Below are 21,328 nucleotides of genomic sequence, written 5' to 3'. Positions count from 1 at the left end.
GCTGCCTCTGCAGCGGGTGCGGCTATCGGCTGTGCCGGCGTCGCTGGCGTTGCGGCGTCTGTAGCAACGGGTGGTGTGGCCTCGGCGGCCTTGCGCGCCTTGGCGCGAGCAATGGCGGCGGCAACGGCAGCCTGCCGCAGGTCCGGGGTGGGCGCTGGGGGCTCAGCAGAAGTTGAGGACAAATCCGGGGTGCCGGCACGTTCTGCCCGAGCTTGCAGCGCTTGTTGTTTCCGCGCGGCGCGTTGTGCGGCCAGCTCTTCAGCTGATGACGCAGCGGTGTCCGAGGTGGCAGGGGAGTTCTTCGCCAGTTCAGCCTGGCGTGCTTTGACACGTGCAAGCGCAGCGGCGACCGGATCCTCACCACCGGACTGGTGCATCATCTGTTCGCGGCGCGCAGCACTGGCTTGCAGATGTCGCGCTTCACGCTCCTGGCGTTCATTTTCCAGGCGCTGCTTTTTGGCCTCAAAACGCTGACGGGCGCGCTCAGCCTGCTCAGCCTCCAGATCAAGGCGGTAGAGCTCGGCTTTTTCTTCACGGTAGTACTGCACCAGTGGAATATTGCTGGGGCAGACCCAGGCGCAGGCACCGCATTCGATGCAGTCATCAATATTGAACGCACGCGTCTTGTCGTGATCGGCGGCCTTGCTGTACCAGTAGAGCTGCTGTGGCAGCAGGCTGACCGGACAGGCATCGGCGCATTGGCCGCAGCGGATACAGCTGCGCTCCTCTTCCGCCGGGGGGAGCTCCTGTTCACTCGGTGCCATCAGGCAGTTGCTAATTTTCACGACCGGCACATCGGCGTGGGGCAGGGTAAAGCCCATCATGGGCCCTCCCATGATGATGCGCTGTCGTGGTTCGGGCTTGAGATCGAATTGACCGAGCAGCCAACGCACCGAGGTGCCGATGCGCACCCAGGCATTGCCGGGCTTGCCGAAGCGCTCGCCGGTCAGGGTGACGACGCGGCGGATCAACGGCTCGTCCTCCAACACGGCCTGGCGCACCGCAAACACGGTGCCGACGTTGAGCATGATGACGCCCAGCGATAATGAGCGTTTGCCGGAAGGCACCTGGCGTCCAGTCAGAATTTCAATCAGTTGACGCCCTGCACCAGAGGGGTATTTGGTCGGGATCTCTCGAACTTGCACGCTGTCCCCATCGACAACATGCCGCATGGCGGCGATCGCTTCAGGCTTGTTGTCTTCAATGGCGATCAGCACCAGCCGTGGTTTCAGAATATGGCGCAGTACCTCAATGCCCTCGGCAATCCGTACGGCTTCTTCTTGCATCAAGCGGTCATCGCAGCTGATATAGGGCTCGCATTCGGCACCGTTGATGATCAAAATTTCGACTTTTTCACGGCCGGTGGCCAGTTTGACGTCGGTGGGAAATCCGGCACCGCCGAGCCCGGCGATGCCGGATTCGTGAATTCGTCTGACCAACTCGACCGGCGTGCACTGCCGGTAGTCAGGCAGCGGTTCACGCTCCCGCCACTCGTCGAGACCGTCCGGGAGAAGGTGAATACAGGGCTCGCTCAGCCCGGAGGGATGCGCCACTGTGTGCGGCTCGATACTCTGAATGATGCCCGAGGTTGGCGCATGGATGGGCACTTGCATCCTGGACTCCGGGCGCGTCAGGGGCTGCCCGGTTAACACCCGCTCTCCGACGCGGACAATCACCTCGGCGCTGGAGCCGATATGCTGTTTTAATGGCAGCACCATCAACGGTGGCAAAGGCACCTCTACCAGCGGGGTGCGGCTGGACTCCAGCTTGTGCTCGGCAGGATGAATGCCGCCGTGGAAGTCCCACAAGTGCCCTTTGAGGATCTTGTCCATCACGCGACTCAGGCTCATTTAATAATCCTCACCGGAATGGTTTCCAGATCCCAATTCCAGGTTTCCGGGGTCGGTGGCAACGCTATCATTTCGATGCAGTCGGTCGGACAGGGATCGACGCACAGATCGCAACCGGTACACTCGTCACGCAACACTGTGTGCATCATTTTGGCGGCGCCGACAATCGCATCCACCGGGCAGGCCTGAATGCACTTGGTGCAACCGATGCACTGATCCTCATGGATGAATGCCACTTTCTTCACGGGCGCGATGGCCGGACCCTCAGTGGGGACCTCGACACCCATCAAATCGGCGATACGCTTGATGGTCTGATCGCCACCCGGTACGCATTTATTGATGCTGTCTCCGTTGGCTATGGCTTCGGCGTAAGGGCGACAGCCGGGGTAGCCACATTGGCCACATTGGGTCTGTGGTAGCAGGGCATCGAGTTTTTCGACCACAGGATCGGCGTCGACACGAAAACGCACTGCGGCATAACCCAGTAGCAGGCCGAAGATCAACGCCAGCGCGGCGAAGACGGCAATCACAACAAGAAGATGACTCATGTTCAGGATCTAATCAGTCCGGTAAAGCCCATAAACGCCAGCGACATCAGGCCGGCGGTGATCATGGCGATGGCGATGCCGCGAAATGGCAGAGGAACATCGGCCGCGGCGAGTCGTTCACGCATTGAGGCGAACAGCGACAACACCAGGCTAAAACCCAGGCCGGCGCCGAGACCGTAAATCACACTCTGCAAGAAGTCATGACCAGCGGTAACATTCAGCAGCGCCAGCCCCAATACGATGCAGTTGGTGGTGATCAACGGCAGATAGATCCCCAGCAGACGGTATAAGTCCGGGCTGGTCTTGTGCACCACCATCTCGGTGAACTGCACGACGACGGCGATGACGAGGATGAACGCCATGGTTCTGAGATAGGGCACATCCAGCGGAATCAGCAGACCATGATCGACCAGATACGCCATCGCAGAGGTCAGGGTCAATACAAAGGTTGTGGCCAGGCCCATGCCAACGGCCGGTTCCAGTTTCTTTGACACGCCCATGAAGGGACAGAGGCCGAGAAACTTCACCAGCACAAAATTATTCACCAGCACAGTACTGATCAGCAGTAGCAGATACTCTTTCATCGTCCGAAACACGGCTGCAGAAGGTGCGCCATTATCGGCTCTCACTTCGGCTAGCTCAACCCCAAAAAATACATATGTATAAGCCCTGACACTGGCCTGGCTGGTGGCAACAGGAACTGCAGGGTAGACTGCTCCAGCGGAGTGATGCCGGTAGCAGGAATCACTGACATTCTGCCGAACCCTGGCGGGTCGCAGGCCCGATGAGTGATAAAGAGAGAGCATATGTCGTCAAAAGGAACCGGGCTGCCGATGCTGGCCTTGGTGTTGGCCATGTTGTTGTGGTCGAGCGCCTTTATCGTATTGAAAAATCTGTTGGCGGTCTGGGGGCCAGGTCAGGTGATCTTTGGCCGCATGTTGGTGGCCAGCGCCTGTTTTCTGATGCTGTGGCCTTTTTGGCGCAACATCGGCTACCGCGCAGGTGACTGGCGCTGGTTTATTGCCATGGGGTTGGCGGAACCCTGTCTCTATTTTTTGTTTGAAGCCCATGCCCTGAATTACACCAGTGCCGGACAGGCGGGCATGATCACCGCCACCTTGCCGTTGCTGGTGTCGATCACGGCCTTCCTGTTCCTGGGGGAGCGCATCAGCCGGCGACAGCTGAGCGGATTTTTGATCGCTATCCTCGGCGTGGTCGTGTTGACCCTGAGCGGAGAACGGACCGCGGCGGCGCCTTGCGCCTGGCTCGGCAATCTGCTCGAGTTTGGTGCCATGCTCTGTGCCTCCGGTTATGTTATTGCCCTCAAACATCTGTCGGCACGTTACAGCCCACTGTTTCTGACGGCATTGCAGGCCTTCACCGGCGTGGTGTTCTTTGCGCCATTGGCCCTGCTGGAGCCGCTGCCATCCGTGGTGGGGGTGACGCAGTGGTGCAGTCTGCTCTATCTGGGCGCTTGCGTGACGCTGGGGGCCTACTTGCTGAATAACTGGGCGATCACCCGTTTGCCGGTGACACAGGCCAGCGCCTTCAGCAACCTGATACCGGTATTCACCCTGTTCCTGGCTTACTGGTGGCTGGGGGAACGAATGACACTGCTGCAATTGTTGGCAAGCGGTGTCGTACTGCTGGGCGTCATCATCAGTCAAAAACCGCGACAACGCCGTGCGCGAGCACAGACGTTGGCCAGTGCCACCTGAGCATGTGTCGTACCCCCAAGGAGCCGACAGCGATGTTGATCCGTGAAGTCTGCGTCGGCAGTTATCGTGAGGCGCTGCAGGCCGCAGCCGCCGGGGCCGAGCGTATCGAACTGTGTGACAACCTGGCAGACGGCGGAACCACGCCCGGGCCGGGCACACTGCAGATGACTCGTGCGGCGCTGTCGCTGCCCATCCATGTCATCATTCGTCCGCGTGGCGGGTCGTTTCACTACAGTGCCGATGAAGTCGCCATCCAATGTTACGACATTGCCTATTGCCGCGAGCTGGGCTTTGAGGGCGTGGTCCTCGGAGCCCTGGATGCCGAAGGGCACCTCGATATGGCTGTGATGACACAACTGCTGAGCCAGACGGCCGGGATGGCGGTGACCTTTCACATGGCCTTCGATGCACTGCCGCGTGAAGAGCAGTTTGCTGCTATCGATTGGCTGGCGGCGGCCGGTGTCTCCCGGATCTTAACGCGAGGCGGTCCCGGTTCGGCCCCCGACAACCTTGAACACCTGCGCGCGCTGATCGCCTATGCCGCTGACCGGCTGATCATCCTGCCGGGTGGCGGCATTAACCGTGATAATCTGGACGCCGTTGCCCGCGCCACCGGTGCTCGGGAATTACACGGAAGCCGGATTGTCGGCCAGGTCACCGGGTCATCGGCAGCTTTCAACACGGAGGGGTAAAGCGAACATGCGCTTACAGGTCAATTGTGAGGATCGGATCGGCTTGACCCGCGAGTTGTTGACGCAGCTGGAAGAGCAGGCGATCGACTTGCGGGGTATTGAGCTCGATGAGGCGGGTGGTTTTATCTACCTGCATTTTCCCGAGCTGGGATTTGAGCGGTTGCAGCAGCTGATGCCGGGCATTCGGCGCATTCGCGGCATCCACGATGTGCGTACCGTGCCGTTTATGCCGTCGGAGCGTGAGCATCAGGAAGTCCGTGCCTTGATGAAAGCCCTACCGGATCTGATTTTTACCGTCGACAGCCGCGGTCGTCTGCGTCAGGCCAACGATGCCGTGCTGAATATCCTGCGATTGCAGTTGGCGGATGTGCAAGGGTTGCCGATCAGTTCATTGCTCAAGGGCTTTGCCTTTTTGCCCTGGTTGAGTGAAGGCGCTCGCCAGGCAGAGACGTGCAAGCTGGCATTCGCCGGCGAAGAGTATCTTGCCGACATCCTTCCGGTGCGCATTCCCGAGGTGGAGGGCGTTGACAGTGCAATGACGCTGGCTGGCGCGCTGGTGGTGCTAAAATCGGCGCGTCGGGTCGGGCAGCATTACAACCTGTTACAGGGGCTGGATGAGGGCCGCTTTGACGCGTTCAGTATCCAGAGTCCGGTCATGCAGGCGCTGTTGCATCAGGCCAGACGGATGGCTGGTCAGGACCTGCCATTGCTGATTCAAGGCGAGACCGGCAGCGGCAAGGAGATGCTGGCCCGGGCCTGTCATTTTGGTAGCCTGCGCAGCACGGGGCCGCTGATTACGCTGAACTGTGCGGCCTTGCCCGATGAGGTGGCCGAGCACGAACTGTTTGGTTCGGCGCCCGGAGCGTTCGGCCCCGAGTGGCCGGGCAAGACCGGTTTGCTGGAGCAGGCCAGCGGGGGATCGTTTTTGCTGGATGAGGTGGCCGAGATGTCACCGCTGTTACAGAGCAAGCTGTTGCGGGTTCTGCAGGATGGCCGTTTTCATCGCGTCGGCCAGACCGATGAGGTTCGGGTCGATATTCGCATCTTGTCGACGACACGACAGTCGCTGGAGGCGCGGGTTCGACAGGGGATGTTTCGCGAGGATCTGTTTTATCGCCTGAGCGTGCTGCAACTGACGATGCCGCCCTTGCGTCAGCGGCGCGAGGATATCTTGCCGCTTGCCCAGCTGTTTGTCGGTCGTATCTGTGATGAGTTACAGCGCAGCCGGCCACGGTTTTCCCGTCAGTTCAATGATTTTCTGCTCGGTTATGCCTGGAGTGGCAACGTGCGCCAGTTGCACAATGCACTCTATCAGGGGCTGACGTTGCTGGAGCGGGAACAGCTCGAGCCTGCGGATCTGCGCTTGCCGCAGCTGGACGCCGGTGCCACGGTCGAGGAGCAGTGGTTTGAAGGTTCACTGCTGGAGGCGAGCAAGCGTTTTGAACGCGCCATGCTCGAGCGGCTTTATCCCCTCTATCCATCCAGTCGACAACTTGCCAAGCGGCTGGGCATTAGCCATACCGCGGTGGCTAACAAGTTGCGCGAGTATGGCCTGGGTCGGCGTAGCGAGGATGAACAAAATTAACGGCGAGGGCGGACGCAAATCAGGACCGCCTATGACTGTCAGACCCGATCTGCGCTGACCGGCTCGGTGATCAATTCGGCGTCGTCGCCTGCAATGCGAAGATAGGTAAAGACCTGCTCCCAGTCGCCGAGGACGAAGCGACAGGCCGGTTGCGCTGTGCCGGCCAGATCCGGCATCGTAAATGGCAGGGCATGTCGTGCCGGTTTATGGGTATGGCCATGAATCATCCAGACAGCCTGGGTGCGCTGCATCAGTGACGTCACATCATCGTCGACCACGTCCATCCAGTCGGCGGGTTTCTGCTGTTTGCCCTGCCGACTGCCACGTCGGATCCCGGCGGCGATGTTCAGCCGGCGCGACAAGGGCAGACGTAAAAACAGCCACTGTAGCCAGCGCCAACCGGTGATGCGTCGATAACGTTGATACTCCAGATCGCGCGTGCAGAGTTCGTCACCATGCAGCAGCACACAACGACGCCCGGCCAGTTCGATGACATGGATGGCCGGCAAAAGCGTCATGCCGGCACGACGTGCGAAGGATTTACCTAACATGAAGTCGCGGTTGCCATGCTGGTAATAGAGTGCCACGCCTTGCTGGTGCAGTGTCTGCAACGCCTGTTCAATGGTGTGTTGCAACGCCGATCCTTCATCGTCACCGATCCAGAACTCGAATAGGTCACCCAGTATGTATAACGCCTGAGCGTGTGCAGCCCGCTCACGCAAGAAGCGCAGCAGTGCCGCCGTCAGCTCGGGTCTGTGTTCGCTCAGATGCAGATCAGAAATAAACAGCGTGGTCATGGCTAGAAGGGCGATGGCAGGGCAAGAGAATGCCGGCCTGCAGGCCGGCAGCAAAGTGATCAGGCGACGGTGACACGCTCGATGATCACATCTTCTTTGGGGACGTCGCGGTGCATGCCGGCACGGCCGGTCTTCACCAGCTTGATCTTGTTGACGATATCCATACCGCCACTGACGGCACCAAAGACGCAGTAACCCCAGCCTTGCATCGATTCGTTCTTGTGGTCCAGATAGTCGTTGTCGGCGACATTGATGAAGAACTGAGCCGTCGCTGAGTGAGGATCGCTGGTGCGGGCCATCGCCAGGGTGCCCACCTTGTTGGACAGGCCATTGTTGGCTTCGTTCTTGATGGCATCACGGGTCTCTTTTTCGACAAACCCGGGCAGATAGCCGCCACCTTGAATCATGAAGTCGTTGATCACGCGATGGAACAGAGTGCCGTTGTAGTGGCCGTCGCGGCAGTATTGTTCGAAATTGGCACAGGTCACCGGTGCCTTGTCATGGAACAGTTCGATTTGGATATCGCCATGGTTGGTATGCAGCGTAATCATCAGTGGGTCCTCGTTGCAGTAGCAGCCCGATGGGCTTGAAGTGAGGCGATTCTGCGCAAAGCTGCGCCGCTTGTCCACCCCGCGGCGGCAAATGTGCCGGTCACAGCGGCTGCTGGCCTATACTTTAAGCAGACCACACACCCTTGGAGGTCATCATGATGTACGACGATCGGGATATTGGTCTGGCTTTGCCGATTGGCTATGTTCGCGAGCACTGCACTTCATGGCAACGACTGTGTGATGAGCTGGATCTGGAGGCTGACGGTCTGGAGAACGGTGTTTATCTGAGTCAGGATCGCATCGATATCGACCTGGCGACGGCCAAACGCTTTGGATTGTGCCAGGAATGGTGGTTGTAAACCGCGGTTTCCAGACGCGCTACAAGCCGCGCTGGCTGTAAGCGATGACGGTGGCGGCGCTGTGTGCTGAAGCGGCATCTGGTGCCGGATGCCTGGAATCTGGCTACGGCGAGCCTGCCGAGCCGGCCGTCTGCCCCTGCCGCCGGCCAAGCGCCACGGCGTGTGCCGCGACTGACGCCGGTCACCGCGGGGCAATGGGGCAGCAGGTATGCCCCCTCGTCAATCGGCTGTGAAATGGCTAGAATGGCCGTCCGCATTGGTCAGATACAGGTCATTTCATGTTGAAGATTTACAACTCCCTCACCCGACAAAAAGAAGAGTTCAAGCCCATCCGTGCCGGCAAGGTCGGCATGTACGTGTGTGGAGTCACCATCTACGACTTGTGTCATATCGGCCATGGCCGCACCTTCGTCGGTTTTGATGTGGTGGTGCGTTACCTGCGTTATCTCGGCTATGACGTCACCTTCGTGCGCAACATTACCGATGTCGATGACAAGATCATCAAGCGTGCCGCCGAGAACAATGAAACCTGCGACACCTTGACCGAACGCCTGATTGGCGAGATGCACGCCGATTTTGACGCCTTGAATTTGCAACGCCCGGATATCGAGCCGCGCGCGACCCTGCACATTGCCGAGATCATTGCCCTGGTCGAGCAGTTACTGGCCAATGGCAACGCCTATGTGGCGGATAACGGTGATGTGATGTTTGCCATCGACAGCTATGCCGAATACGGTCGTCTGTCCGGACAGGATCTGGAGCAGTTGCAAGCCGGGGCTCGCGTAGGGGTGGAAGAAGCCAAGCGCAACCCGCTGGATTTCGTGCTGTGGAAGATGTCCAAACCTGGCGAGCCGACCTGGGAATCGCCCTGGGGGCCGGGGCGTCCTGGCTGGCACATCGAGTGCTCGGCGATGAACTCCAAACATCTTGGCAATCACTTCGACATCCATGGTGGTGGCTCCGATCTGATGTTCCCACACCATGAAAACGAGATCGCACAGAGCTGCTGTGCACATCATACCCAGTACGTCAACACCTGGATGCACACCGGTATGGTGATGGTGGATCGCGAGAAGATGTCCAAGTCGCTGGGTAACTTCTTCACCATTCGCGACGTGCTCAAGGTCTATGATGCCGAGACTGTGCGCTACTTTTTGATGTCTGGTCACTATCGCAGTCAGCTCAATTACTCTGACGAGAACCTCAATCAGGGACGCGCGGCGCTGGAGCGGCTGTATACCGCACTGCGCGGGCTGCCAGTGGTGGCCGCAGAAGGCGGGGAGCACTATGTCGAGCGTTTCCGTGCGGCGATGGATGATGATTTCAACACCCCGGAAGCCTATTCGGTGCTGTTTGATTTGGCCCGGGAGGTGAATCGCCTCAAGGGCGAGGGGGCGGCCGCGGCGGCGGCACTGGCGGGCCGTCTGCGCGAGCTTGGCAGCGTACTGGGTTTGCTGGAGCAGGATCCGGAAGCCTTCTTCAAGGGCGATGAGGCCGATGATGAGGTGGCCGAGATCGAGAGCCTGATCAAGGCGCGTAACGCGGCGCGTGCCGCCAGGGACTGGCCGGCGGCCGATGCCGCGCGCAATCGCCTGACCGAGATGGGGATTGTGCTGGAAGATGGCGCCGGCGGCACTAGCTGGCGTCGTAAGTAACGCATTGGACGCGCCTGCCGCGTCGGGATCGTTCGCAACAGACAACAGGCCTCTGCACAGAGGCCTGTTGTATTCGTGGCCCGCAGGCGTCAAGCCAGCGGTGCAGCCACAGCGGTGTTAGTGCCGTAACTGATAACGCTCCAGCAACTGAGGGTAGCCTTCCGAGCTGACTTCCTGTTGCAGGGCTTGCCTGAATTGGGCGATGAGCTGGGTCGATGTTCCCGGACTGAACGCAAAGCAAAACTCCTGCTCGCCTAAACTCCATAGCGTTTGCAGCGCGGCATCCTGCTCGCCCATCTCCTGCCACACCTGACGGGCAACCCGCTCATTGAACGACAGCACGTCGATGCGCCCGGCGCGCAGTTGTTTGAGTGCCAACTCCAGGTTATGGGTGGTGTCCAATTTCAGCCAGCTATCGGTCTGTGTGTGTAATAGCTGTTCTCCGACGTCGGCCCGCACGGCCATGACATGATAGGTCGCCAGCTGTTGCAGATTATCCAGATGTAACTGGCGGGAGCGTAATGCCAGCAGGACTATGGGGGTTCGGGCAATGGGGCAGGCCCAGTGAAACAGGGAGTCCCGCGTGCGGGTGCGCGCGGTCGAAAACAGCACAGTGCCGGGTTGCAGCTGCAGGCGCTGGTAAGCCCGGGCCCAGGGCAAAAAACGGATCACTTGGGGTTGGGTGTGAGTGCGTTTCCAGATGCGCTCCAGTAGTTCGACGGCTAGCCCGGCCGGGTGCCCGGAGGGCTGGGTATAGTTAAACGGTTTGTACTCTTCACTCAGATATTGCAATGATTCCAGACCTGCTCTCGCCGGGGAGATCAGGCTTATTCCCAGCAACCATACGCCGAGCACGACGCCTCGTCTCGTCATCATCAGGTCCTGTGTTTACCCATTGTCGTCACTGTCGCCGTACTAAGCATGACACCTTTCCTCACGCCCGAGATGATAAAAATTCTGCACTTAAGCCTCTCTTAACATTCATTGCGGATGCTTGATTCAATGTCAATCCGTAGTGGAGTGCGATATGCAGGCAGCCTCGTATCGGGTCCAGTCTCAAAACAGACTGCAACTGTGTCTGGAGCAGCAGGATGAGATCCTGCAGTTTGTCCGCCAGCGTTTTAGTGAACAGCACGGGGCCAGGATCCAGCAATTATTGCCCTGGCAGTGCGTCATGCGCGATGAGTCCGGCGCTATTCAAGCGTCGGCTGGTATGAATCCGGCAGCGGCCGGCCCATTGTTTCTCGAGCATTACCTGACGCTGCCGGTCGAGCAGCAACTGGCGGCCCGCCTGCAGCAGCCGGTTGCCCGGCATGAGATCCTGGAAATTGGCAATCTGGCAGCCAGCCGTGGTCAGGGGCGCTGGCTGGTCATGGCACTCACGGCCTATCTGGCCACCCAGGGCTACCGCTATGTGGTGTTTACGGCCACCGATCAGGTGCGCGCTCTGTTTCATGCGCTGGCGCTGGAGCCGGTGTGGCTGGAGCGCGCCGAGCGCAGTGCCATTCCCGATCCCGACCTGTGGGGGGCCTACTATCAGCATGATCCGCACGTCGTCGCCGGTGATATCCGCCATGGCTGGAATATTCTACAGCAGCAACCACGGTTGTTGGCTCTGCTGCCGCAATTGCCGCTGCAATCTCTGCCGGCGCTGGAGCGTACATGATGAAGGCACTACTCGAGCGGTTAGCATATCGCGCGCAACATGTCCCCGATCAACTGGCGGTTCAGGATGCAACACGCGCACTGAGTTATCAGCTGTTATGGCAGCAAGTGCAGAGGCAGGCAGCCTGGTTAGGTGCGCAGCTGGAGCAGGAGGGCTCCGCCCGCCCGGTAGCGCTGCTGGCCGATAACAACATTGACTGGCTGGTTGCCGATTTGGCCTGTCTGCTGGCCGAGGTGCCTTGTGTTCCGGTCCCCGGTTTTTTTACCGATGCCCAGCGCCAGCATCTATTGCAGGACAGTGGTTGTGTGGCGTTATGGCAACCGGATCAGCCGGCTGAACCATGGCTGTGGCTCGACCTGGCGCCGGTGACCCTGCCGCCAGGTTGTTGCAAGGTGACCTATACCTCCGGCAGTACCGGCGAGCCCAAGGGCGTCTGCCTGGCGGCCACGAGCCTGATGCACACGGTGGTGGCGTTGGCGGAGCGATTGGCCGGACAAGGGGTACAAGCGCACCTGTGCACCATGCCGCTGGCTGTCCTGCTGGAGAACCTGGCCGGCGTCTATCTGCCGTTATGGCTGGGTACCCCCATCACATTATTACCGCTTGCTACGCTGGGGTTGGCGAACCTGCAACGCCCGCAGCCACAGCAGTTTCTGGCGACGCTGGCCGCGTCGGCGGCGGACAGCGTGATTCTGTTGCCAGCAACGTTGGGATGGCTGCTTAGCGGTATCGAGACGGGACTCTTGCCTGCGGATCGTTGGCAATGGCTGGCGGTCGGTGGCGGTAAAACCAGCCGTCAGTTGTTGCAGCAGGCGGAGGCACTGGGCTTGCCAGTATATGAAGGCTATGGCCTGTCAGAAATGGGGTCTGTCGTTGCCTTAAATGGCCCGGGGCAGACGCGTCTGGGCAGTGTTGGCCGGCCGTTAGGCCATATTGAGGTGCGCCTGGCAGACGATGGCGAAGTGCTGGTGCGTGGCAATCGCATGCTCGGCTATCTGGGAGGCGATATTGCCGATACCGCTGACTGGTTAGCGACCGGCGATCTGGGGTCGCTGGATGCCGATGGCTTCCTGCACATCCATGGCCGCAAGAAGGCCACCATCGTCACCGGCCTGGGACGCAATGTTCATCCGGAATGGGTTGAAGCTGAGCTGCTGGCGGTACCGGGAGTACTGCAGGCATTTGTCTACGGCGACGAGGAGCAGGGCATCCGGGCGTTGCTGTTTGCGCCGGCCCTGCAAGGTGATGACGCCCTGGCGGAGGTCATGGCCCAGGGTAATCGCCATCTTCCGGGCTATGCACAACTGCAGTCCGTGCACTTTATCGACACGCCGTTTAGTCAACAACAGGGCGAGCTGACCAGCAACGGTCGGTTGCGGCGTCACATCATCATGCGGCAGCGTCTGCCGCAACAGGAGACGGTATGAGTTTTTATCACGATCTGGTTCAGGCCACGGCATCCGAACGTGCCTATCTGTTGTCCGCCCCGGCGATTGTGGCTTGTCAGCAGGGGCAGGTTACGTTGTCGCGCTATCAGGCCTTTCTGGCCGAGGCCTATTACCATGTGCGGCATACGGTTCCGCTGCTGATGGCATGCGGCAGTCGCCTTGGGCCTGAACATCGCTGGCTGCAGGACGCCATTGTCGAGTACATCGAAGAGGAGAAGGGACATGACCGCTGGATCCTCAATGACATCACCGCCGCTGGTGGCGACAGTGCAGCAGTTGAATCAGGCACTCCGCAATTGGCGACCGAGCTGATGGTCAGTTATGCCTGGGACAGCATTCAGCGCGGTAATCCGGTCTCGTTTTTCGGCATGGTACTGGTGCTGGAAGGTACCAGTGTCAACCTGGCAACACCGATGGCGGCCCTGATCCAGCAGCAGTTGGGGTTACCGGACAGTGCCATGACTTACCTGACCTCCCATGGCAGTCTCGATCAGCAACATATTCGCTTCTTTGCCTCCTTGATGGACAAGGTGATGGCCGACGAGGATCAGGCGGCCATCGTACACATGGCCAGGGTCATGTTTCGCTTATATGGCGATGTGTTCCGCTCATTGCCGATGGAGGGCAACTGAAGATGGGATATGCCGTCATTACCGGTGCTACTGGTGGCATTGGCCGCGCCATTACTGTTCGTTTATTACGTGAGGGGTGGTCCGTGCTGCTGGTGGCCCGCAACAGCCAGCGACTGACGCAATGGCGCCAGCAGTGGATGACGGAGCTGCAGATCCGTGACGACAACCGTATCGGTTGGCTGGCGCTGGATCTGCAACAACCGTCATCGATGGCTGAACTGCAGACCTTCCTCTGTGCCCGGCAATCGAGTCTGGATCTGGTTGTCCAGGCGGCAGGATGCCAGCATTTTTCCTGGCTGAATCAGCAAACGGATGCACAGCTGGAGCAGCAACTGCAGTTGAATCTGCTGGCGCCACTGCGTCTGGCGCGCATGGTACTGCCACTGCTTGGTCAGAACGGCACCCTGGTCAATATCGGTTCCAGTTTTGGTGAGATCGGTTTTCCGGGATTTGTGCCCTATTGTGCCAGCAAGGCCGGGCTGGCGATGGCCACCGAGGCGCTGGCGCGCGAGGTGGGACCGCAGGGGCCGCGCATCTGTCTGCTGGCACCCAGAGCCACGGATACCGAGCTCAACTCCAATGCGGTCTGCCAAATGAATCGCGCCTTGGGCAACCGCACCGATACGCCGCAACAGGTCGCCGAGGAGCTGATGTTGCTGCTGACCGGGCGTCAGACACGGCGCTTCATTGGCTGGCCAGAAAAACTGTTTGTTCGTCTCAACCGCCTGCTTCCGTCGCTGGTCAGCCGTGCGCTGGCCCGGCAGTGGCCGGTCATCTACCGTTATGCCCACCCGGTACAATCTGACGTCGCCGACGTCACTCCCTGTCTGCCTCAAGAGGAAACATCACGATGAAAGCCACTACATTCGCCGCCGTCATGAGTCTGGTTGCAGGAGCCTGCTTTCCGCTCCAGGCCGAGGAGCTGTATCAACACTATCAGCAGCGCTGGGCCGAGGCCCAGTACCTGCAGCAGGGGGAGGCCCGTGAGACGGCGCTGCAGGCCTTGTCGACCGAGGTACGACAGGATGTGCAGCAACATCCGGAGGACATGGCATTGCGCACCTGGGCCGGCATCATCGTTGGCAGCTACGCCGGCGCCAAGGGAGGGCTGGGCGCCCTGTCGCTGGCCGAAGAGGCCAAAGCCGACTATGAGGCGGTGATCGCCAAAGACCCCTCGACGCTGCAAGGTTCGGCACTCACCTCGTTGGGCGTGTTGTATTACAAGGTCCCGGGCTGGCCGTTAGGTTTTGGCGATGGCAAGCAGGCGGAGTTCATGCTCAAGCGAGGTCTTAATCTGAATCCTGATGGTATCGATAGCAACTTTTTCTATGCAGACTATCTGGCCGAGAAGGGGGATAAGGAGGCCGCACGGCGTTACTTGCAAAAAGCCTTGTCCGCTGCGGATCGCCCTGGTCGTGAAGTCGCTGATCGTGGGCGTCGTGATGAGATCCGGGCCTTACAGAAGCAGCTGGCGGAGTGATAGCATGCAATCGTTATTCGATCGGAAGCGAAAACGATGAAAATCCTGATAGTCGAAGATGATGCCCTGCTGCAACAGGGGTTGCAGCAGGCGATGAGCCGCGAGAATTACAGCTGTGATTCAGCTGGGACGCTCGCGGACGCCGATAATCTGATGCGCGGCAGCGAATATGGACTGGTTCTGCTCGATTTGGGCTTACCCGATGGCAATGGCATCTCGCTGTTGCGCCGCTGGCGACAGCGGGGGGTGCGTGTGCCGGTCTTGATCCTGACGGCCCGTGATGCGGTGGACGATCGTGTCCAGGGGCTCGACTACGGCGCCGACGATTATCTGGTCAAGCCTTTTGCGCTGGCCGAGTTGCAGGCGCGGGTGCGCGCCCTGTTGCGTCGGCACCAGGGACTGGCCAGCAATGCGTTGCAATGTGGTGAACTGACGGTCGATCTGGAGAGCCGCGAAGTGACGCTGGCCGGAGAGCCGATACAGTTGACACGACGTGAGTTTGCCTTGCTGCGGCGCTTGATTATGCAGGCCGGCAAGATAGTCACCCGCGAGCGCCTGCAGGAGGATCTTTACGACTGGCAGGATGACATCGGCTCGAATGCGCTCGAAGTCCATATTCACCATCTGCGCCGCAAATTGGGGACGGAGTGGATCCGGACCGTGCGGGGCGAAGGCTACTGTTTGGATAAGCAGGCGTCGGGGCAGGCATCATGAGTGTCTGGTCACGTTGGTCGCTACGGCGGCGGCTGCTGGTGCTGCTGGCGATGGTCATGCTGTTGTGCCAGCTGGTTTCAATTTACTGGGTCTGGCACGAGAGCCAGGAACAGGTGAGCGAGCTGGTCAAGCTGGCGTTAAATCCGGAGCATTCGTTGCGCGAGCTGGAGAGTGAAAAACGCGAGACCATCAGCGCCTTGCTGTTTCCCAACCTGCTGATGACATTGTTGGCACTGGGGCTGGTATCGCTGGTGGTCAGCTGGTTGATGCGGCCACTGGGCGAATTGGTGCGTCTGTTGCACGAGCGCTCGGCCACCAACCTGCAATCACTGAATCTGCATGCCTCCAGCAGCGAGATCGACACCGTTGTGCAGGCCATCAATCAGATGCTGTCGCGGCTTGATCTGGCGGTGGCCCGCGAACGGCAGTTTACCGCCGATGTGGCCCATGAACTGCGCACGCCCCTGGCCGGGATCCGGCTGTCACTGGAACTGATGCAGGACCAGGGGCGGGATGACGTCACACCGTTGATCCAGCGTCTGGATGGTTTGCACCACACCGTCGAGCAGTTGCTGCAGATGGCGCGTCTGGAGCGCAATCTGATCATGGGGATCAGCGGTGTGGTCAACTGGCAGCAGCAGGTCATAGCGCCGTTGCAGGCGGAACTCGAGCAGATGTTAGCGCCGCGTCGGCAACGCTTGCGCCTGTCGGTGACGGTACCCGAGATGCCAGGCGAGGCCGCCTTGCTGCAGATGCTGGTACGCAATCTGGTGGAGAATGCCTCACGTTATGCCGACGCTGAGACCGAGGTGGCCATCCTGGTCGATGTGCTGGATGACGGGGCGCGCCCCCGGTTGCGGGTTCGTGATCAGGGGCCGGGGATAGCCAAACTGGATCCGGCCTTTTTGACGCGACCTTTTACCCGGCTCGACAGCCGCGGCATAGGTGTTGGGCTGGGCCTGAGTATAGTGGCGCGTATCTGTGAAGTGCACTCGGCCGAACTGCACCTGGCCAATTGCTCGTCGCCGTCCGGCCTCGAGATTTGTGTGCTGTTTCCTGCGCTCAAATAACCGGCGGTCGGCATCAGATGCCACCGAATGACCGAGAATTTGTCCTGTAGTTTGCACTGGCACGCATTCTGGCCGCGTCGGCTCTGCTAACGTCGATGTCAGTCTTGAAGCCGTAACAGGATAACAACATGCGACTTTCTCAACTGAACCAACCGACTTTTTGGCAGGATCTGCGTCTGCTTTCGCTGTTTGATTTGAACAATCTGGAGAAGGGGATCAAGCTGCATCGTGATTCCGAGCCGGAACTGCAAGCCGCTGCGGTTCGTCTATTCCAGAATGGTGTGATCACGGCCGAAGACGGCGGCTATCTGACCCCGTTCGGGGTCAACTTGCTGGAGCACCTTGATCATCTGCTGACGGCGTTGGTGCCGGCAGCGTCTCCGAATTGAGCTGCAATAACTCCAGCTTCTCCAGACTCCATTGTGCATTTTGATAGGTCAGGTGGCAGACAAAGCTAATCGGCTTTGTCTGCTGCCGGTCTTCACCCACTACCAACCAGAGGCTGGCCGGGGGCTTGGGCTCTGCAACCTGGTTTATCTTCAGACTCAACATGTGGCCGAGGCGGAAACTGACGTACTGCAGGCAGGTGTCAGCGGCTGCTTGCTGCTGCGGCGATAGCACAGCGGCAGGTGTGGTCACACTGGCGTGTGCGACGAGCAGGCTGCTGGCCAGCCATATCGAGCCGAATGAGCGCAACATCATAGTTTTCTCTTGCGTGACAACGGATGGCGCCAGTGGATTTGGGAGGGTAGCGACTGCGCCAACCCGTCACTGACGTTCTGTTCTATCAATCGCGTAATCAGACTAAAGCTGTGGGCCGCCATCTGCTGACTGTCTTGGGCTATGGTATCGATGCGTAACGGCAAACAGTCGAACAGATAGTGATCATCGAAGCTGCACAGGTGGATGTCGGCATCCATTAGTTGATGCTGGTTTAAGTAACGCAACACCCCTTCGAGCAGGCCACAGGCGGCGGTGAACAGCGCCTTGGGTGGTCGACCCAGTTCAGCACACAGCCTGGCCATCATCTCATAGCCGGAGCTGGGGCTGAATTGACCGTGCAGGACCCAGGCCGGTTTAGCTTGCACCCCCGCCCGTTGCAGCCCCAATTCATATCCGGCCAGACGCTCCCGACTCGGTGCCAGCCGCAAGGGCCCGCCCAGGTAATAGATCTCATCCGGATGTAACAGGGCCAGATTCTCGATCAGCTCGGCAGTGGATTCCACGGAGTCGCTAATCACCCATGGCAGTGCCGAGTCGCCGATGCGGCGGTCGAGTTGTACTACCGGCAAGCGCTCGTTGATTTTTTGATATTCGCTATCCGATGTCAGGCTCGACGCCACAATGAGGCCATCGACCTGGCGCTGCAACAAGCTGTTGACGGCCATCATCTCCTGGCTCGGATTTTCGTCTGAACAGGCAATCAGCAACTGCAAGCCCGCTTCGCGGCACAGCGTTTCCAGCTCCCGACTGATCAACGCAAAACCGTAGTTGGTCATCTCAGGGACCACCAAGCCCAGGGTGTGGGTGCGGTGGGTGCGTAAACTGCGGGCATGCAGACTGGGCTGGTAGTGCTGTTCGGCGGCAATGGCCAGGACGCGATCCCGGGTTTCATCCGCGACGCGGTACTCCTTGCTGCGCCCATTGAGCACCAGGCTGGCCGTCGCCTTGGAGACGCCGGCCAGCTCGGCGATGTCACTGATGGTGATACGCTTCTTGTTCTTCACGACAACCTGCGTCGAAACGGAAAGAGGGGCTCATTCTAGCACGCCTCCCGTCAGCGGCCAGTACCGCAAGTGCAGTGTGGTGTCCCCCTGGAACTGGCTGCAGGCCGGCTGGGCAGTAAACAGGCGGCTGCTCATGACGGCCTCGCCATCGTTAATGAAGATCTCCAGACTGGAGTGGTCAAACAGCAGTGTCAGCTGCTGCAGATGGCCGCGCCAGCTGCGGGATTCCGGTTGCCCGGTCTGCAGCGAGGGTCGGGTCAGCGTCAGCCGTTGCCCATCCCAGCTCAGGCAGTACCCTTCAGCCAGAGTCAGAGCGAACGCTCCCTGTGGCTGGATCAACAACTCGGCGCTGGCACAAGGCCAGCATGGTGCGGCGGTGGCGGATCCCTGCCATTGCTGGCCTGCTCCCCGTAGCTGCTGCAGTTCACGGGCCGGGCGCTGGCGCAGTTGGCCGTCTTCAAGTGTCAGCTCGCGCGGGCAGGTCATGCAGTGGATCCAGCCGTACGCCCGGGTCGGATGGTCGGCCTCATCCTGTTCCGGAACGCCCATCCAGGCAAACAACAAGCGGCGACCGTCATCGGCACAGGTGGTCTGCGGCGCGTAAAATTCAAATCCCAGATCCAGCTCCTGGAACGCGGCGTGCCGGAAGCTTGCCTGCGGCAGATCCAGGTCACCGATGAAGTAACCGGCCTGGAAACGATTGCGATAGCGTTCGGCTTCGTGGGGCAGTCCCTGCGGGCAACACAGCAGAATCGCCTGGTTCTGCAGGCGGAACAGATCCGGACACTCCCACATGTAGCCAAAATCTCGCAGCCCATTTAGCTGGCTGCCAGCCAGCTCGCCAAGCAGTTGCCAGTGGTGCAGATCCGCAGAGCGTAACAGCAGTATCTTGCCCTGACGTTGCAGATCCTGTGCCGCCAACACCATCCACCAGCACTCCTGTTCGAACCAGACCTTGGGATCGCGGACATGGCCGGTATAGCCTGCCGGTAACGGCAGGACGGGGCCCAGCTTGCGGAAGGTGCCGTCGGCCTCTGCAACCGCCAGACACTGGAATGCGGTGCGGTTACCGTCAGGGTATTTGACGTTGCCGGTATAGATCAGGGTCAGCTCGTCGTCCTTGACGACGGCACAGCCGGAGTAGCAACCGTTGCGTTCGTACTGCTCGGCAGGCACCAGCGCGACCGGTTCATGTTGCCAATGCAGCAGATCGTCTGAACTCCAGTGGCCCCAGAATTTGGCACCGTGTTCACAGGAAAAGGGATTCCACTGGTAGCAGAGGTGATAACGCCCCTTGTGCTGGATGAAACCATTGGGGTCGTTGAGCAGCCCTACACTGGGGGCCAGATGCCAGACAGGCCGATAAGGGTCCTGGGCGGCACGGGCTTGCCCGGCCAACAAGGACCGGGCAAGCAGGTTAAGCAGTCGTGCTTCAGACATCATTCACTGTCCGTTTGATACTTCAGCAAGAAGGAGATGACAAATGCCGAGCCAAATGCGATCACCATGCCGAGGAGGTAGCTGACGATCGAGCTGGCCTGAACGATGGCGATCCCCGGAATACCGGTCAGACCGACAGCCGTCATGCCGACGTGGTTGGCAACGACCCAGGCTCCACCGAGCGCGCCACCGGCCAGTGCAGCCAGGAACGGCTTCATAAAGCGCAGGTTGATACCGAAGATGGCGGCTTCAGTGATCCCCAGCAGGGCAGAGAATGCCGATGGCACGGCGATGGCTTTGATCTTGGCGTCACGGGTCTTGAAATAGACCGCCAGGCAAGCTCCACCCTGGGCCACGTTCGCCATTGCCCAGATTGGCAGCAAGAAGTTGATACCGATATGCGGGTTGCCCAGCAGGCCGGCCTCAATGGCATGGAAGCTGTGGTGTATCCCGGTAATGACGATGGCTGAATAGGTACCGCCAAACAGCAGCCCGGCCAGCCAGCCGGCATGTTCGATCAGGTTGCTCAGCACATAGGAGATCCCATCGCCAAGTGCTCGGCCGGCAGGGCCAATAAACAGCAGGGCGACAAAGCCGGTAATGATCACCGTCAGGAATGGTGTCAGGATCAGATCCAGCGCATTGGGGATCACTCTGCGCAACCGTTTTTCGATATGGCTCATGAACCAGACAGCCAGCAACACCGGGAACACGGTGCCCTGATAACCGATCATGGCGACGTCAATGCCAAAGAAGTCCATGGTCTTGAATCCGCCGGCCACGCCCCAGGCATTGGTCAGCGCCGGATGGGTCAGGATGCCGCCTAGCGTGGCGCCCAGATAGGGATTACCGCCAAACTCGCGTGCGGCAGTAAAGCCAATCAGAATCGGCAGTATGATGAATGCCGCTGAGCTGAACATGTCGAGCATGATGAACAGCGCGCTGTCGGCATTCACCCAGCCATAAGTTTTGATCATGCCGAGCAGACCCATCAGCAGACCGGAGGCGACAATAGCCGGAATAATCGGGACGAAGATATTCGACAGCAGGCGTGCTACCCGCTGCAGCGGGTTGAGCTTTTGGGCAGCCAGTTCGGTCAGCTCGCCTTTGCTGGACTCACTGATGCCGGCGACGGCGATAAAATCGGCATAAACCTTGTTGACCAGGCCGGTGCCGAAGATGATCTGGATCTGTCCGGCATTGCTGAAGCAACCTTTAACGCCATCAATTTTTTCGATAGCGCTCTTGTCGACGAGCTGGTCATCGACCAGAACCAGGCGTAACCGGGTGGCACAATGTGCCGCGCTGGCAATGTTCTGTTTGCCGCCGACTAACGGTAGCAGGGCGGTGGCGGTAGCATGGGTATTCATGGGGTACCTCATTCATGAGCGGGTCT

General features: G+C 59.6%; 23 protein-coding genes. 13 read left to right on the top strand and 10 right to left on the bottom strand.

The features are described from left to right. From rsxC to rsxA, 3 genes are all read right to left on the bottom strand, one after another. Positions 1-1,850: electron transport complex subunit RsxC (gene rsxC, locus ACFOSS_RS13245; protein WP_377153277.1), on the bottom strand; the 1,850-nt coding region annotated here is incomplete at its 3' end. Beyond that, positions 1,847-2,398: an electron transport complex subunit RsxB gene (gene rsxB / locus ACFOSS_RS13240; RefSeq protein WP_377153275.1), complete on the bottom strand. Its 552-nt coding sequence runs from the start codon at positions 2,396-2,398 to the stop codon at positions 1,847-1,849. The genes rsxC and rsxB, both read right to left, overlap by 4 nt. 2 nt (positions 2,399-2,400) lie before the next feature. After that, on the bottom strand, positions 2,401-2,982 hold the full coding sequence (gene rsxA, locus ACFOSS_RS13235) for an electron transport complex subunit RsxA (protein ID WP_377153273.1): 582 nt from the start codon (positions 2,980-2,982) through the stop codon (positions 2,401-2,403). 222 nt (positions 2,983-3,204) lie between these two features. On the opposite strand from rsxA, the gene ACFOSS_RS13230 reads away from it, so the two are divergent. Genes ACFOSS_RS13230 through tyrR form a run of 3 tightly spaced genes read left to right on the top strand, consistent with a single transcriptional unit; the run spans position 3,205 to position 6,393 of the window. After that, positions 3,205-4,116 carry a DMT family transporter gene (locus ACFOSS_RS13230; RefSeq protein ID WP_377153271.1) on the top strand — a complete coding sequence of 304 codons (912 nt, stop codon included), beginning with the start codon at positions 3,205-3,207 and terminating at the stop codon, positions 4,114-4,116. 32 nt (positions 4,117-4,148) lie between these two features. Then, the gene (locus ACFOSS_RS13225) at positions 4,149-4,808 is read left to right on the top strand and encodes a copper homeostasis protein CutC (RefSeq protein WP_377153269.1); all 660 of its coding nucleotides are present in this window, start codon (positions 4,149-4,151) and stop codon (positions 4,806-4,808) included. A 7-nt stretch (positions 4,809-4,815) separates the two neighbouring features. Next, positions 4,816-6,393, top strand: coding sequence for a transcriptional regulator TyrR (tyrR, locus tag ACFOSS_RS13220; protein ID WP_377153267.1), 1,578 nt, complete (start codon positions 4,816-4,818; stop codon positions 6,391-6,393). Between the two features lie 38 nt (positions 6,394-6,431). Here tyrR and ACFOSS_RS13215 read toward each other — a convergent pair whose 3' ends face one another. Next, positions 6,432-7,190 carry a UDP-2,3-diacylglucosamine diphosphatase gene (locus ACFOSS_RS13215; protein ID WP_377153265.1) on the bottom strand — a complete coding sequence of 253 codons (759 nt, stop codon included), beginning with the start codon at positions 7,188-7,190 and terminating at the stop codon, positions 6,432-6,434. 59 nt (positions 7,191-7,249) lie between these two features. After that, positions 7,250-7,741, bottom strand: a complete 492-nt coding sequence (locus tag ACFOSS_RS13210) for a peptidylprolyl isomerase (protein WP_377153263.1) — start codon at positions 7,739-7,741, stop codon at positions 7,250-7,252. 155 nt (positions 7,742-7,896) lie between these two features. Here ACFOSS_RS13210 and ACFOSS_RS13205 point away from each other — a divergent pair, with 155 nt between their 5' ends. Then, positions 7,897-8,100: a hypothetical protein gene (locus ACFOSS_RS13205; RefSeq protein ID WP_377153261.1), complete on the top strand. Its 204-nt coding sequence runs from the start codon at positions 7,897-7,899 to the stop codon at positions 8,098-8,100. Positions 8,101-8,378: 278 nt separating this feature from the next. Then, the gene (cysS, locus tag ACFOSS_RS13200; protein ID WP_377153259.1) at positions 8,379-9,755 is read left to right on the top strand and encodes a cysteine--tRNA ligase; all 1,377 of its coding nucleotides are present in this window, start codon (positions 8,379-8,381) and stop codon (positions 9,753-9,755) included. Positions 9,756-9,872: 117 nt separating this feature from the next. Here the strand turns inward: cysS and ACFOSS_RS13195 are convergent, their stop codons facing one another. Continuing rightward, positions 9,873-10,628: a substrate-binding periplasmic protein gene (locus ACFOSS_RS13195; protein ID WP_377153257.1), complete on the bottom strand. Its 756-nt coding sequence runs from the start codon at positions 10,626-10,628 to the stop codon at positions 9,873-9,875. 154 nt (positions 10,629-10,782) lie between these two features. Between ACFOSS_RS13195 and ACFOSS_RS13190 the strand changes: the two genes are divergently transcribed. The 8 genes from ACFOSS_RS13190 to ACFOSS_RS13155 all read left to right on the top strand — a co-directional run bounded on the left by ACFOSS_RS13190 (position 10,783) and on the right by ACFOSS_RS13155 (position 17,154). Then, a complete protein-coding gene (locus ACFOSS_RS13190; RefSeq protein ID WP_377153255.1) occupies positions 10,783-11,421 on the top strand; it encodes a thermostable hemolysin in 639 nt (212 codons plus the stop codon). Beyond that, on the top strand, positions 11,418-12,848 hold the full coding sequence (locus ACFOSS_RS13185; protein WP_377153252.1) for an AMP-binding protein: 1,431 nt from the start codon (positions 11,418-11,420) through the stop codon (positions 12,846-12,848). The genes ACFOSS_RS13190 and ACFOSS_RS13185 overlap by 4 nt, the downstream gene beginning before the upstream one ends. After that, entirely contained in the window at positions 12,845-13,501 is a 657-nt protein-coding gene (locus ACFOSS_RS13180; RefSeq protein WP_377153250.1) for a TenA family transcriptional regulator, read from the top strand. Before ACFOSS_RS13185 ends, ACFOSS_RS13180 begins: the two co-directional genes overlap by 4 nt. Before the next feature lie 2 nt (positions 13,502-13,503). Then, a complete protein-coding gene (locus ACFOSS_RS13175) occupies positions 13,504-14,355 on the top strand; it encodes an SDR family oxidoreductase (protein ID WP_377153248.1) in 852 nt (283 codons plus the stop codon). Beyond that, entirely contained in the window at positions 14,352-14,981 is a 630-nt protein-coding gene (locus tag ACFOSS_RS13170) for a hypothetical protein (RefSeq protein WP_377153246.1), read from the top strand. Before ACFOSS_RS13175 ends, ACFOSS_RS13170 begins: the two co-directional genes overlap by 4 nt. A gap of 36 nt (positions 14,982-15,017) precedes the next feature. Then, positions 15,018-15,695, top strand: coding sequence for a response regulator (locus tag ACFOSS_RS13165; protein ID WP_377153244.1), 678 nt, complete (start codon positions 15,018-15,020; stop codon positions 15,693-15,695). Continuing rightward, positions 15,692-16,765, top strand: coding sequence for a two-component system sensor histidine kinase PmrB (gene pmrB / locus ACFOSS_RS13160; RefSeq protein WP_377153242.1), 1,074 nt, complete (start codon positions 15,692-15,694; stop codon positions 16,763-16,765). Before ACFOSS_RS13165 ends, pmrB begins: the two co-directional genes overlap by 4 nt. Before the next feature lie 128 nt (positions 16,766-16,893). Continuing rightward, positions 16,894-17,154 (top strand): TIGR02647 family protein, encoded by a 261-nt coding sequence (locus ACFOSS_RS13155; RefSeq protein ID WP_377153240.1) that lies wholly within the window; start codon positions 16,894-16,896, stop codon positions 17,152-17,154. Here the strand turns inward: ACFOSS_RS13155 and ACFOSS_RS13150 are convergent. The 4 genes from ACFOSS_RS13150 to ACFOSS_RS13135 are packed head-to-tail and all read right to left on the bottom strand — an operon-like array spanning position 17,090 to position 21,302. After that, positions 17,090-17,467, bottom strand: coding sequence for a hypothetical protein (locus ACFOSS_RS13150; RefSeq protein ID WP_377153238.1), 378 nt, complete (start codon positions 17,465-17,467; stop codon positions 17,090-17,092). The genes ACFOSS_RS13155 and ACFOSS_RS13150 overlap by 65 nt on opposite strands. Then, on the bottom strand, positions 17,464-18,492 hold the full coding sequence (locus ACFOSS_RS13145) for a LacI family DNA-binding transcriptional regulator (RefSeq protein ID WP_377153234.1): 1,029 nt from the start codon (positions 18,490-18,492) through the stop codon (positions 17,464-17,466). Before ACFOSS_RS13145 ends, ACFOSS_RS13150 begins: the two co-directional genes overlap by 4 nt. Before the next feature lie 30 nt (positions 18,493-18,522). Further along, the gene (locus ACFOSS_RS13140) at positions 18,523-19,932 is read right to left on the bottom strand and encodes a sucrose-6-phosphate hydrolase (protein ID WP_377153232.1); all 1,410 of its coding nucleotides are present in this window, start codon (positions 19,930-19,932) and stop codon (positions 18,523-18,525) included. Next, complete coding sequence (locus tag ACFOSS_RS13135; protein WP_377153230.1) at positions 19,932-21,302, bottom strand: sucrose-specific PTS transporter subunit IIBC; 1,371 nt, start codon at positions 21,300-21,302, stop codon at positions 19,932-19,934. Before ACFOSS_RS13135 ends, ACFOSS_RS13140 begins: the two co-directional genes overlap by 1 nt. Between the last annotated feature and the right edge of the window lie 26 nt (positions 21,303-21,328).

Source organism: Pseudaeromonas sharmana, assembly GCF_042649925.1.
Taxonomy (GTDB): Bacteria; Pseudomonadota; Gammaproteobacteria; order Enterobacterales; family Aeromonadaceae; genus Pseudaeromonas; species Pseudaeromonas sharmana.
The sequence above is the reverse complement of the archived record's forward strand: the minus strand, read 5'-3'. Positions and strand labels throughout refer to the sequence as shown.